The sequence below is a fragment of the Acidovorax sp. SUPP1855 genome (assembly GCF_030158955.1).
Taxonomy (GTDB): domain Bacteria; phylum Pseudomonadota; class Gammaproteobacteria; order Burkholderiales; family Burkholderiaceae_C; genus Paracidovorax.
In genome coordinates this window covers 275,701-288,011 of the sequence record NZ_BQXI01000001.1, presented here as the reverse complement: position 1 = coordinate 288,011, position 12,311 = coordinate 275,701, and the positions used below count along the sequence as shown (strand labels likewise).

12 protein-coding genes are annotated in these 12,311 nt (G+C 67.2%); 9 read left to right on the top strand and 3 right to left on the bottom strand.

The window, feature by feature from the left end:
- Nucleotide 1: 1 nt before the first annotated feature.
- The 9 genes from lepB (at nt 2) to AVMA1855_RS01315 (ending at nt 8,862) form a co-directional block, all read left to right on the top strand.
- Nucleotides 2–976 (top strand): signal peptidase I, encoded by a 975-nt coding sequence (lepB, locus tag AVMA1855_RS01355; protein ID WP_284424297.1) that lies wholly within the window; start codon nt 2–4, stop codon nt 974–976.
- A 53-nt stretch (nt 977–1,029) separates the two neighbouring features.
- On the top strand, nt 1,030–1,395 hold the full coding sequence (locus tag AVMA1855_RS01350) for a DUF4845 domain-containing protein (RefSeq protein WP_284395952.1): 366 nt from the start codon (nt 1,030–1,032) through the stop codon (nt 1,393–1,395).
- A gap of 3 nt (nt 1,396–1,398) precedes the next feature.
- Entirely contained in the window at nt 1,399–2,082 is a 684-nt protein-coding gene (rnc, locus tag AVMA1855_RS01345) for a ribonuclease III (protein ID WP_284407047.1), read from the top strand.
- On the top strand, nt 2,079–3,095 hold the full coding sequence (era, locus tag AVMA1855_RS01340; protein WP_272567881.1) for a GTPase Era: 1,017 nt from the start codon (nt 2,079–2,081) through the stop codon (nt 3,093–3,095). Before rnc ends, era begins: the two co-directional genes overlap by 4 nt.
- A gap of 146 nt (nt 3,096–3,241) precedes the next feature.
- Nucleotides 3,242–4,021, top strand: coding sequence for a DNA repair protein RecO (gene recO, locus AVMA1855_RS01335; RefSeq protein ID WP_284395947.1), 780 nt, complete (start codon nt 3,242–3,244; stop codon nt 4,019–4,021).
- Complete coding sequence (locus AVMA1855_RS01330; protein WP_284424296.1) at nt 4,018–4,797, top strand: pyridoxine 5'-phosphate synthase; 780 nt, start codon at nt 4,018–4,020, stop codon at nt 4,795–4,797. Before recO ends, AVMA1855_RS01330 begins: the two co-directional genes overlap by 4 nt.
- A gap of 57 nt (nt 4,798–4,854) precedes the next feature.
- Nucleotides 4,855–5,247, top strand: a complete 393-nt coding sequence (gene acpS / locus AVMA1855_RS01325) for a holo-ACP synthase (RefSeq protein ID WP_284407044.1) — start codon at nt 4,855–4,857, stop codon at nt 5,245–5,247.
- Between the two features lie 60 nt (nt 5,248–5,307).
- The gene (gene nagZ, locus AVMA1855_RS01320) at nt 5,308–6,471 is read left to right on the top strand and encodes a beta-N-acetylhexosaminidase (RefSeq protein WP_284424295.1); all 1,164 of its coding nucleotides are present in this window, start codon (nt 5,308–5,310) and stop codon (nt 6,469–6,471) included.
- A 315-nt stretch (nt 6,472–6,786) separates the two neighbouring features.
- Nucleotides 6,787–8,862: a DUF3300 domain-containing protein gene (locus tag AVMA1855_RS01315; protein WP_284424294.1), complete on the top strand. Its 2,076-nt coding sequence runs from the start codon at nt 6,787–6,789 to the stop codon at nt 8,860–8,862.
- A 75-nt stretch (nt 8,863–8,937) separates the two neighbouring features.
- Here AVMA1855_RS01315 and AVMA1855_RS01310 read toward each other — a convergent pair whose 3' ends face one another.
- The 3 genes from AVMA1855_RS01310 to lysS form a co-directional block, all read right to left on the bottom strand.
- A complete protein-coding gene (locus AVMA1855_RS01310; RefSeq protein WP_284424293.1) occupies nt 8,938–9,567 on the bottom strand; it encodes a mechanosensitive ion channel family protein in 630 nt (209 codons plus the stop codon).
- Between the two features lie 32 nt (nt 9,568–9,599).
- A complete protein-coding gene (locus AVMA1855_RS01305; RefSeq protein ID WP_372588250.1) occupies nt 9,600–10,637 on the bottom strand; it encodes a GGDEF domain-containing response regulator in 1,038 nt (345 codons plus the stop codon).
- 64 nt (nt 10,638–10,701) lie between these two features.
- On the bottom strand, nt 10,702–12,240 hold the full coding sequence (gene lysS, locus AVMA1855_RS01300; RefSeq protein ID WP_284424292.1) for a lysine--tRNA ligase: 1,539 nt from the start codon (nt 12,238–12,240) through the stop codon (nt 10,702–10,704).
- Between the last annotated feature and the right edge of the window lie 71 nt (nt 12,241–12,311).

Sequence of the window (12,311 nt, the reverse complement as noted above, 5' to 3'; positions counted from 1 at the left end):
GATGCAGGCCATGCAATACGTGACCTCCGTGATCCTCGCCGCCTTCGTGGCCTATGTCGGGGCCTGGTACATGGGGGCCATCGAAGGCAACTTCGCCCTGCTGCTGTTCCTGGCCACCGTAGTGACGGGCGCCTATTGGCTGGCCGAGCGGCTGGTCTTCCTGCCACGCCGCCGAAAGGCGGCCCAGGCGATCGAAGATGCGGCGGCGCAGCGGCGCGCCGAACTGGACCGCATGGGCATCCAGAAGGTGGACGGCGACGTGCAGGAGGCCAAGGACCGCATCCTGATGCAGCCCTGGTGGCTGGACTGGACCGCCGGCCTGTTCCCGGTGATCGCCGTGGTGTTCCTACTGCGCTCGTTCCTGTTCGAGCCGTTCAAGATTCCCTCGGGCTCGATGATTCCCACGCTGCTGGTGGGCGACCTGATCTTGGTGAACAAGTTCACCTACGGCATCCGCCTGCCCGTCATCAACACCAAGCTCACGCAGGGCAATGCGCCCCAGCGCGGCGATGTGATGGTGTTCCGCTACCCGCCCCAGCCCAGCATGGACTACATCAAGCGCGTGGTGGGCGTGCCCGGCGACGAAGTGGCCTACCTGAACAAGCGCCTCACGGTGAACGGACAGGTGGTGGAAACCTCCGCCGTGCCGGACTTCTTCGATGAAGACACGATGCGCTACTTCAAGCAGTTCGAAGAGCAGCTGGGCGACCACCGCCACCGCATGATCAACAACCCCGACGTGCCGGCCTTCGTCCAGGGCGCCAGCGATTTCGCGAACCGCCAGAACTGCCGCTACAGCGTCGAGGGTGTCGTGTGCAAGGTGCCCGAGGGCCAGTATTTCATGATGGGCGACAACCGGGACAACTCTCTCGATTCGCGCTACTGGGGCTTCGTGCCGGACGCCAACATCGTGGGCAAGGCCTTCTTCGTCTGGATGAACTTCGGCAACCTCAAGCGCATCGGCCCGTTCCGCTGAGCATCGGCTTCGCACGTTTCACCACCGCCAATACCAAAGAGGGGTAGATCACCATGGCATTGCACCGTACCGCCAGCCGCGCGCGCCAGCGCGGCCTGTCGTTCATCGGACTGATTTTCATCGGCCTGCTGGCCGTGGCCGCCTTTGCCATCGGCGGGCAGTCGGTGCCGATCTTCCTGGAGTACCAGGCCATCAGCAAGGCCGCCAACAAGGCCGCGCGGGAAGGCAGTTCGGTGCCGGATGTGCGCGCCATCTTCGACCGTGCCGCATCGATCGACAACATCAGCTCGGTCCAGGGCAAGGACCTCGAGGTGACCAAGCGCAACGAGAAGATCGTCGTGTCCTTCAGCTACTCGCGCGAGATCGCCCTGGCCGGCCCGGCCTATCTCGTGTATCGATTCCAAGAACAGACCAAGTAGTCGGTGCAACCCAGCCTTTCCGCACTGCAGGACCGCCTGCAGCATGCTTTCTCCGATCCTTCGCTGCTGCAGCGCGCCATCACGCACCGCAGCTTTTCCGCCGACCACAATGAGCGCCTGGAGTTCCTGGGCGATTCCGTCCTCAGCCTGGCGGTGTCCAGCCTGCTGTACCAGCGCCTGCGCGATCTGCCCGAAGGCGATCTGTCCCGCGTGCGGGCCAACCTGGTCCGGCAGGAGACCCTCCATGAACTGGCATTGCGCTTGAAGCTGCCCGACGTGCTGCGCCTGGGCGAGGGCGAGGCCAAATCGGGCGGCAAGCTGCGGCCATCCATCCTGGCCGACGCGCTGGAGGCGCTCATCGGCGCGGTGTACCTCGATGCCGGCTACCTGCAGGCCGAGGCCCTGGTGCACCGGCTCTTCCAGGGCGTGGAAATCAACCCGCAGATGGAGGCGGCCGCCAAAGACCCCAAAACCGCATTGCAGGAGTGGCTGCAGGGTCGCAAAATGAAGTTGCCGCAGTACCGGGTGGTGGGTACGGTGGGGGCTGCACACCGCCAGACCTTCGATGTGGAGTGCGAAATCTCCGAACTGGGCCTGACCGAGCGCGGCATCGGCGGCTCACGCCGGGCAGGCGAGCAGGCGGCGGCAGCGGCCATGCTGGTCCTATTGAAAGCGAAGAATCCATGAATGAAGATGCTACAAAAAATGTAGCTGGTGGCGCAGATGAACCTAGCGCTGGTGGCCAAAATGACCTGGAAGCGATGCTGGCAGCCGCCAAGCCGGCCAGCGCCCCGGCGGATGCCACCGGCCAGCGTTGCGGCCTGATCGCCATCGTGGGCAAGCCCAATGTGGGCAAGTCCACGCTGCTCAATGCGCTGGTGGGGCAGAAGATCAGCATCACTTCGCGCAAGGCGCAGACCACGCGCCACCGGATCACCGGCATCCGCACGATGGAGCAGACGCAGTTCGTGTTCGTCGACACGCCGGGCTTCCAGACCAAGCACAGCACGGCGCTCAACAAGTCGCTCAACAAGACGGTGATGGGCGCCATCGGCGATGTGGACCTGATTCTTTTCGTGGTCGAGGCCGGCAGCTTCACGCTGGCCGATGCCAAGGTGCTGTCGCTGTTCAAGCCCGGCATCCCCACGCTGCTGATCGCCAACAAGCTCGATACGGTGCACCGCCGCGCGGAAATCGCGCCGTGGCTCAAGGGCATGCAGGAGCGCCATCCGTTCGCCGAGTTCGTGCCCATGTCGGCCAAGAACAAGGGCGATATCGAGCGCCTGTTCGGCATCTGCGCCAAGTACCTGCCCGAGCAGGCCTGGTGGTATGCCGAGGACGAGCTGACTGACCGCAGCGAGAAATTCCTGGCCTCGGAGACGGTGCGCGAGAAGCTGTTCCGCTTCACGGGGGACGAGTTGCCCTACACCTCGACCGTCGTCATCGACAAGTTCGAGGAAGAAAAGGGCAAGACCAAGAGCCGCATGATCCGCATCGCCGCCACCATCGTGGTGGAGCGCGACGGCCACAAGGCCATGGTGATCGGCGAGAAGGGCGAGCGCCTCAAGCGCATCGGCACCGAAGCGCGGCAGGAGCTGGAAAAGCTCATGGACGCCAAGGTGTTCATCGAGATCTGGGTCAAGGTGCGTTCGGGCTGGGCCGACGACGAAGCGCGCGTGCGCTCGTTCGGCTACGAGTGAATCGGCCCTGCGCTGCTTCGGCGGCCTCGGCGCCGTGGGCCACCCCGGGGCTCGGCGCACCCGTGTGCCGGGTGCCCGACCCAAAGAAAACCCTCATCCAGCGCTTGTCCATCAAGCACTGGTCGCTATTGAAAGAATAGCAAACCATGGCTGTGCGCCGTATTGCCGACGAACCCGCCTATGTGCTGCACCGCTACGACTGGAGCGAGTCCAGCCTGATCCTGGACGTGTTCACCCGGCACCATGGCCGGGTCGCTTTGGTCGCCAAGGGCGCCAAGAAGCCCACCTCCAACTTTCGCCCCGTGCTGCTGCCGCTGCAACCACTGCGGGTCAACTACACCCTGTCGGGCGATGGACAGGGCGAGATCCATGCGCTCAAGGGCGCAGAGTGGGTGGGCGGGCACGTCATGCCCACGGGCGATGCGTTGCTTTCGGGCCTGTACCTCAACGAACTGCTGATGCGCCTGATGGCCCGCGAGGATGCCCATGCGCCCCTGTTCGACGCCTATGCCGGCGTGGTGCGGGTGCTCGGCAGCGAGCACGGCGATGCGCTCGAACCCGTGCTGCGCAGCTTCGAACTGCTGCTGCTGCGCGAGATCGGGCTGCTGCCCAGCCTGGGCGCCGAAACGGTCACGCTGGCGCCCTTGCAGCCACCCACCCGGTACACGCTGGTGCCAGAGGCCGGGCTGCGCGCCGCGACAGCCACCGACCGTGCCACGCTGGCCGGCGCGCAATGGCTGGCGCTGCAGCGCGCGCTGGAGGCGGGCGAGGGCGCCAGCTACACCGCCACGCTGCGCGTGATCGCCCAGGCCGGCACGCCGATGGCGGCCGAACTCAAACCCCAGTTGCGCACGCTGCTGCAATACCATTGCGGCAGCCCGGTGCTGCGCACGCGCCAGCTCATGATGGACCTGCAATCGCTATGACCCTTTCCTCCGCCGCTCCCGCCCGCACCGCCCTGTCGGTCAATGTCAACAAGGTGGCCCTGGTGCGCAACACGCGCCACCTGGGCATTCCCAGCGTCACGCGCGCTTCGCTGCTGTGCCTGCAGGCGGGCGCCCAGGGCATCACGGTGCATCCGCGGCCGGACGAGCGCCACATCCGGGCTGGCGACGTGCACGACTTGGCCGCGCTGATGAAGGACTGGCCGGACCGCGAATTCAACATCGAGGGCAACCCGTCGCAGAACCTCATGGATTTCATCCGCGAGGTGCGGCCGCAGCAGGCCACCTTCGTGCCCGACAGCGAAGACCAGTTCACCAGCGACCACGGCTGGAGCTTTCCGCAGGATGCCGAGCGGCTGGCGCCGCTGATCGCCGAATGCCGCCGACTGGGTGTGCGCGTGAGCCTGTTCATGGACCCGCTGCCCGCCCAGATGGCCGCCGCCCGCGCCGTGGGCGCCGACCGCGTGGAGCTGTACACCGAGCCCTATGCCGCCGCCTGGGGCACCGGGCGCCAGGCCGCTGAATTGGAGCGCTACCGCGCGGCGGCCCAGGCCGCCCTGGATGCCGGCCTGGGCGTGAACGCCGGGCACGACCTGAACCGCGACAACCTGACGGCCTTCGTGCAGGGCGTGCCCGGATTGCTGGAGGTGTCCATCGGGCACGCGCTCATCGCCGATGCGCTGGAATTGGGCTATGCCGCCACGGTGCAGGCCTACCAGCGCTGCATCGAAGAGGGCATGGCTACCAAATACTCCTGATTTGATAGCAATATGCCGGCGATTTTCATGCCTTAGAGGCAGATTGGACCCTGAAACATGATCTACGGCATCGGCACCGATATCTGCGACATCCGCCGCATTCGCGCCAGCCTGGAGCGCCACGGCGACCGCTTCGCCGAGAAGGTGCTGGCCGAGGGCGAGCTGTCCACCTGGCGCGAGCGTGGCGCGCGCTGGCCCGAACGCGGCGTGCGCTACCTCGCCACCCGGTTCTCGGCCAAGGAGGCTTTCAGCAAGGCCATCGGCATGGGGATGCGCATGCCCATGACCTGGCGGCACTGCGAGGTGGCCAAGCTGCCCAGCGGGCAGCCGGTGATCGTGCTGCACGGCGCGCTCAAGGAATGGTTCGAGGCCCAGGGCCTGCAGTGCCACCTGAGCGTGACCGACGAATCCGACTACGCGGCGAGCTTTTGCGTGGTTGAAAAGAAATAAGGTCCCACCGCAATGCGGTATTGCCTGGATTGCTATTAAAAAGTGAGTGAACCCCTGGCCATGACTTTCGAACACGCCCCCCTCATCCTCGACGTTGCCGGCACCGAACTCACCGCGGCGGACCGCCGCCGCCTGGCCCACCCGCTCACGGGCGGCGTGATCCTGTTCACGCGCAACTGGCAGGATCGCGCCCAGTTGCTGGCGCTCACCAGCGCCATCAAGGCCGTGCGGGACGATCTGCTGATCTGCGTGGACCACGAAGGCGGCCGCGTGCAGCGCTTTCGCAGCGATGGCTTCACCCAGCTGCCGCCCATGCGGGCGTTCGGCGAGCTGTGGATGCAGGGCGACGGCCGGGGCGCCAAGGCCGTGCCCGGCAGCGGCGCGCTGCGCGCCACCAATGCGGCGACCGCCGCCGGCTACGTGCTGGGCAGCGAGCTGCGGTCGTGCGGCGTGGACTTCAGCTTCACGCCGGTGCTGGACCTCGACTGGTCCGATGAGGCGCCCCGAGGCAACGCGGGACGCGTGCAGCGGCCCGGCGCTTCCCGCAGCAGCGTGATCGGCGACCGGGCCTTCCACCGCGATCCGCGCGTGGTGGCCCTGCTGGCCAAGAGCCTCATGCACGGTCTGCTGCAGGCGGGCATGGCCAATTGCGGCAAGCACTTTCCGGGGCATGGCTTCGTTCGCGCCGATTCGCACACGGACATTCCCGTGGACCCGCGCAGCCTGAAAGCCCTGCTGGCTGACGACGCGGCGCCGTACCCCTGGCTGTCGAGCACGCTCACCAGCGTGATGCCTGCCCACGTGATCTACCCCAAGGTGGACAGCCGGCCTGCGGGTTTTTCGCGGCGCTGGCTGCAGGACATCCTGCGCCAGCAACTGCGTTTCGACGGGGCGGTCTTCAGCGACGACCTGAGCATGGAAGGCGCGCGCCGCATCGACGGCCAGACGGTGAGCTACACCGATGCGGCCGTGGCGGCGCTCGATGCGGGCTGCGACCTGGTGCTGCTGTGCAACCAGAGCCTCGTGGGCGAGGGCGACCGCCAAGGCGAAGCGCTGGACGAACTGCTGGAGGGGTTGCATCAAGCCCGAAATGACGGCCGCTGGCGTGCCAGCCCCGACAGCGAATCTCGCCGCGTGGCGCTGCTGCCAGAGACGCTGCCGCAGCCGTGGGACGAACTGATGCTGCAGCCCGCCTACCTGCAGGCGCTCGAACTGTTGCCGTGAGCGGGGCGGCTTTCTCGGCGCATTGGTAACCAATCGTTGTGCGGCCCATCGCTGCGTCCGGTGGCTGGCTGGTGCCTTCAAAGGGAAAAGTCGCCTCCCGCACTGCCATTAACCGCGAAAAACGCTGTTTCCAGCCTTCGCACTGACTGGCACCGGGGCGAGGGCCGACAGCGCACGACGAACATTGGCCTACAACTGGCGGTCAACGCGAGGCATAACGTGCCGTTCTGAAGAGACCATCTACCGACGAAGTGTCGACGCACGCCGGACCGGGTTTTCGCATCGGCCCACGGTGGATGGTTCAGGAGAAAAACCATGGCGCCCCTTGCAGACCCCCGTGCTTTCCAAACCCACGCCGCCTTGCCGCTCCAACCGGCGGCGACCGCACCCAGATCCCTCCGCACTGCAGGCCTGCGGCGCGCATCGCGCGGCATGGCGCTGTCGCTCATCGCCGTTTGCGCCCTGACCGCCTGCAATCGCCAGAACTCTTCTCCGCGGGTGCCGCCGCCCGCACCATCCGCCGCTGCAGCGCCCGCGGCTGCACCGGCTCCGGAGGCCACACCCGTCGCCGTCCGCTACACGCCGCCCAGCGCGGATGCGCTCTACCAGATGGTTGCTCCCATCGCGCTGTATCCGGACAAGCTGGTGGCGCAGGTGCTGGCCGGTGCGACCTACCCCGACCAGGTCACGGCCGCGGAAACCTGGCTGGGGCAAAACCCGTCGCTGAAGGCTGCCGCGCTGACGGATGCGGTGGACCAGCAACCGTGGGACCCGAGCATCAAGTCGCTGACCGCCTTCCCGAACGTGCTGGAGCAGATGGCCTCCAACCTGCCCTGGACGGTGGCGCTGGGCAAGGCCTACTACAACGACCCGACGGACGTGATGAACGCCATCCAGGTCATGCGCTCGCGCGCCAGCAAGGCGGGCACGCTCAAAAGCTCGCCGCACCTGCGCGTGGCCACCGTCACGGCCGCGCCGCCGAGCCCACCACCACCGGCGGACCTGCAGCAACCCGTGGCCGTCTATAGCGGGCCCACGGTGGTGGTGCCGCCGCCCACCTACATCTCCATCGAACCGGCCGACGTCCAGGCGGTGTACGTGCCGCGCTATGACCCGCAGGTGGTCTACGGCACGCCGGTGCCGCTGTACTCGAGCTATCGCTGGGCCGCGCCCGCACCCGTCTATTCGTCGGGGGTGGCGGTGGGGCCCGACCCCGTGGCCGTGGGCGCGCTGGCCTTCGGCGCCGGCGTGCTGGTGGGCGCGGTCGCATCGCACCACCACCATTGGGGCTGGGATGCCTGGGGCGTCAACTGGGGTCGGCCACCGGAGCGCACGGCCTGGGTCCAGGGCGCGCCCTTGCCACCGCCGCCGGTGGTGCGTCCCGCTGTGGTGTACCGGGGCAATACCTACATCTCGCAGTCCCGCACGGTGGTGGAGAACATCCACAACCGCGTCACCGTGAACAACATCTACGAGCGTGCGCCGGACGGTGGCCGTCCTGCGGCCGTGGCGGCCGCGATGCCGGCAGCGCCGGCCGCTCCGATGCCGGCCATGAATCCGATGGCATCGCGTGTCCCGCCAGACCGCGACCACCATGCCATGGCGCAGGCGGCCATGCTGCCGCACGCTCCGGGCCAGGACCGGCATCTTGTGCCGCCAGGCCAGTCTGCCGTGGTGCCATCGCCGCAGGTTCAGGCCATGGTGCCTCCGCAGCGACCCCAGGGGGCGCGTGAATTCCAGAACGACGGGCGCGCGGAGGAGCGGGTGCATGCCCCGCGGGCAGCGCTGCCCAGCGTTCCTGGCCAACCCCCAATGCAGGCCCATGCTGCTGCAGACCCGCGGGCAGTGCCCGGGGCAGCACAGCCGCACCGCGAGGTGGCGCTGCCGTCCAACAGGCCGGAAGGGATGGCGCCGCACGCGCTGACCGCACCAGGGGCGGTGCCGGGCGCTTCGAGCCGGGAGCCCCGCCGGGAGAATCCGCGCGTACAGATGGGGGCCGGCCCCGGCGCACAGGCACAGGCACAGGCACAGGCACAGGCACAGGCACAGGCACAGGCACAGGCACAGGCACAGGCACAGGCACAGGCACAGGCACAGGCACAGGCACAGGCACAGGCACAGGCACAGGCACAGGCACAGCGGGCCCTGCCGAGGCCCGAGCATGTTCAGCACATGGCGCCGCAAGGGCAGGCCCAGGGCGCGGCGGAACGTGCCCCGCACAACATGCCGCCACCCACCATGCAGCGGCCCATGCCTGCGATGCCGCACGGGCCGGCCGAACCCCGACCCGTCGCCGTGCAGCCGCCCCATGCCTCGCCGGCGCCAGCGCAGCATGGCCATGGGCCGGAAGCGGCCCACCGGCCCGAAGGGCGCCGGCACGGCGAAAGCTGAATGGCCGGCACGTGGTGCCTGCCACGCTGAAAAATCGCTGCGGCCTTGCGTGAGCCGGCAGCAGACCTCGCAGGGTCAGACCGTTTCCAGGCTGGAAGAGGCCTCGGCCGAGGCAGCGTCTTCCGGCGCGGCATCCGCCCTGCGCGGAGGCCCGCCCTTCCAACGCCGCACCACGCGCTGGAAGATCAGGGTATTGGGAATCTGCAGCATTGCGCCGTCCGGCCCCGTGTCGAAGTCTTCCAGGGTGGTGTAGAGCAGGTTGATGTCAATCACGCGCCCCTTGGCACCCGGTTTTTCCGCCGTGTCCAGCACCTCGATGTAGTCGCCCAGGCGGAACGGGCCCACGGTGAAGATGAGCAGCGCGCAGAACAGGTTGGACAGCACGCTCCACGCGGCGAAGAAGGCCACGGCACCCACGGTGGCGAATCCGGTGAAGGCGGTCCACAGCACGGTGGCGGAAACACCCAGGCGCTCCAGCACGAGCAGCAGCGCGCTGCCCATGATGATCCAGCGCAGCAGGCCGTTGATCGGCACCATCATCTCGATGGGCCACTGGTAATGGTGGCCGGCACGCCCTACCAGCCTTCGCAGCGTGCGCTGCAGCACCACGGCGACGATCAGGATCAGGAGGATCTGCAGGCCCGGCACGATGATGTCGAGCCAGTCCCGGATCCAGTCGGGCAGATAAGGTTGCAGGCGCAGCATGAAGGTCCAGTCGTTCGGCAAAAGGTCTCCTGTCAGCCACGCAACTGCTCGACGGTGTCCATCTGCATCTCGAAGCTGAAAAAGCGGGCGCGTCCCTGGGCCTTGGCGGCATACAGCGCCTGGTCCGCGCGCATCAGCATGGCCTCCGCGCTGGTGCCTTCGTCAGGAACGCAGGTGGTGATGCCGCCGGACAGCGTGAGCGTCGGGCCGAGCGGCGAATTGGGGTGGGGCAGGGCGCGCACGGACAGCAGCTTGCCCAGCGCCCGTGCAAAGGTCATCGCGCCGGAGCGGGGCGTGCCGGGCAGGATGAGGGCGAACTCCTCGCCGCCGTAGCGTGCCGCCACATCGCGCGGGCGCGTGCACACGTCGCGCAGCAGGCGGCTCACGTCCTTCAGGCAGGCATCGCCCTGCAAGTGGCCGGCGGAATCGTTGTAGCGCTTGAAGTGGTCCAGGTCGCACAGCATCAGGGTGAGCGGCTCGCCCTCCCGCCGCGCCGCGGCGATCTCGTTGTGCAGGATGCGGTCCAGGCCGCGGCGGTTCACCAGCCCGGTCAGGGCATCCACCTCGACCATCTCATTGAGCCGCTGGTTGGCCAAGTGCAGCTCCTGCGACAGCGACACCAGCCGGCGGCGCATGTCCAGCAGACGCCGCATGGCGCGAAGCTTGGCAACGAGGACGATCGGCTTGACCGGTTTGACCAGGTAGTCGTCGCCGCCCGACTCGATGCCGCGCCATACGTCCAGGTCGCCGTCCAGGCCGGAGAGAAAGATGATGGGCGTCCAGCCCCCGGGTTCGGCCTCGCGCATCTGCTGCGCGACCCAATAGCCGTCGTTGTGGTCAGACAGGCGGATGTCCAGGAGCACCAGGTCCGGCCGGTGCAACTGGAACAGGTCGAGCGCCTTGTCGCCCGACGCAGCCTCCAGCACATCCACCACGCCAGCATTGCGCAGTTCCGCCACCAGCACCGCACGCAGGGAGGCCTGATCCTCCACGACCAGCACGGTGAAGGGCATGGTGTCCTCGATGCGGCCCCCACCGGGGGGCAGTGGGGTGGGATGGGTGGTGGTCATCACGGTCCCTTTCCTGAAGGCAGGTGCAGGCCTTTCGGCCGCAAAGGCCGCAGTCCCCAGCCGATCAATGTTCGCGGCGCAGGGCGGGGAACAGGATCACGTCGCGGATGCTGGGGCTGTCGGTGAGCAACATCATCAACCGATCGATGCCGATACCGCAACCACCCGTGGGAGGCATGCCGTACTCGAGCGCCCGCACGAAGTCGTGGTCGAAGAACATGGCCTCGTCGTCGCCGCCATCCTTGGCCGCGACCTGCGCCTGAAAGCGCGCGGCCTGGTCCTCGGCGTCGTTCAACTCGGAAAAGCCGTTGCCGAACTCGCGACCGGTGATGTAGAGCTCGAAACGCTCGGTCACTTCAGGGCGCGTGTCGTTGGCCCGGGCCAGGGGGCTGATCTCGGTCGGGTGCTCCATGATGAAGGTGGGCTGCCAGAGCTTGTCTTCCACCGTTTCTTCGAAGTACAGCACCTGCAGGCTGGCCAGCGTGCGCTTGGACAGCTGGTTCTTCTCTTCGCTCAGCCCCAGCTTCTTGAGGGCGCTGACGAGCCAAGCGGCATCGTCCACATGGGCGCCGGCTTCGGTGTACTGGAAGATCGCCTCGCGGATGGTCAGCCGCTGGAAAGGCTGGGAAAGGTCCACCTCGCGGCCGCCGTAGGTCAGCTGCAGCGTGCCGGCCGCCTTCATGGCCGCATCGCGCACCAGCTGCTCGGTGAAGTCCATCAGGTCGCGGTAGTTCCAGTAGGCCGCGTAGAACTCCATCATGGTGAACTCGGGGTTGTGGCGCACCGAGATGCCTTCGTTGCGGAAGTTGCGGTTGATCTCGAACACCCGCTCGAAGCCGCCCACCACCAGGCGCTTCAGATACAGCTCGGGCGCGATGCGCAGGTACATCTCCTGCTCCAACGCGTTGTGGTGGGTGACGAACGGCTTGGCATTCGCGCCGCCGGGAATCGGGTGCAGCATGGGCGTTTCCACTTCCAGGAAGCCGTGCTGCACCATGAACTCGCGCAGGCCGCTCACGGCCTTGCTGCGGGCGATGAAACGGCTGCGCGCGGTTTCATCGGTCATCAGGTCCACGTAGCGCTGGCGGTATTTCACCTCCTGGTCGGCCACGCCGTGGAACTTGTCCGGCATGGGCCGCAGGCTCTTGGTGAGCAGGCGCAGCGTGGTGACCTTGATCGACAGCTCGCCGGTCTTGGTCTTCATGAGCGTGCCTTCCGCACCCACGATGTCGCCCAGGTCCCAGTGTTTGAAGGCGGCGTACAGCTCTTCACCCAGCGCATCGCGCGTGACGTACAGCTGCAGGCGACCCCCCGTCGTGCCCAGCGAGCCGTCCTGCACGGTGGCGAAGCTGGCCTTGCCCATCACGCGCTTGAGCATCATCCGGCCAGCGACGCTCACCGTGACAGGGCTCGCCTCGAGTGCATCGGCCGCGCTTTCGGCGTACTGCGCCTGCAGGTCCGCCACATGGTGCGCGGGCTTGAAATCGTTGGGAAACGCCACGCCCTTGCCTGCTGCCTGGGCCTCCCGCAGGGCCTTGAGTTTTTCGCGGCGCTCGGCGATGAGCTGGTTGTGGTCAATGGCAAGGGTGGGATTGTCGGACATAGATTGAAATGATGGCGAAGAGAGGCGTCGCGCGACGAAACCGGCCATTTTAAGAGCCAAGTCAAACCAGC